The organism is Leptospira semungkisensis, from assembly GCF_004770055.1.
In the GTDB taxonomy this organism is placed as follows: domain Bacteria; phylum Spirochaetota; class Leptospiria; order Leptospirales; family Leptospiraceae; genus Leptospira_B; species Leptospira_B semungkisensis.
This window is the reverse complement of sequence record NZ_RQEP01000025.1, coordinates 1-577: the sequence shown is the minus strand read 5'-3', so window position 1 is coordinate 577 and position 577 is coordinate 1. Positions and strand designations below refer to the sequence as shown.

At 44.5% G+C, this 577-nt stretch carries 1 protein-coding gene; it reads left to right on the top strand.

The features are described from left to right. On the top strand, positions 1-577 hold a 577-nt coding region (locus tag EHO59_RS18125), incomplete at both ends, for an NADH-quinone oxidoreductase subunit H (protein WP_210413060.1).

Genomic DNA, 577 nt, shown 5'->3' with positions numbered 1-577 from the left:
GTCTCTTGTTTCCTTCGAGTGGGCATCTCTTCTATTCATTCCGTTTTTGATCGGGATGATCCGTTTTGCTACTGTTGCATACGCGGTTGAGAATGGAACTTCCTTTGGAGGAATGGGAGCTGCAAGAGAAGCGCTTCTGTTCATTTTCGGGGAACCGATCATGATTCTTATCCTAGTAGTATTCGAATCCAATGTGGTATTCCAAGCGAACTTCGCAAATCTATCCTTCGGGATTCTTTTCTTCTTAGGTGCAACATTAATCGTATTGTCTGAACTTTCCAAGCCTCCATTCGACGATCCTCGTACTCACTTAGAATTAACCATGGTGCATGAGGCAATGCTTTTAGAAGCTTCCGGAAGAACCCGAGCCTTGTTCGAACTCGCTCACCAGTTTAAGACAGCATCTCTTTTCCTTCTTCTTACCAAACTAGGATTGGAACATGTGGAAGTCTTTTTCGGATTGGTTGCATTTCCGATCTGGAAGGAACTCGCAGCATTCGGAGGAGCCATTCTATTCTCCGCTCTTATAGGTTATTGGGAATCGAATAGCACTCGCAGAAAATGGATCTGGATCCCT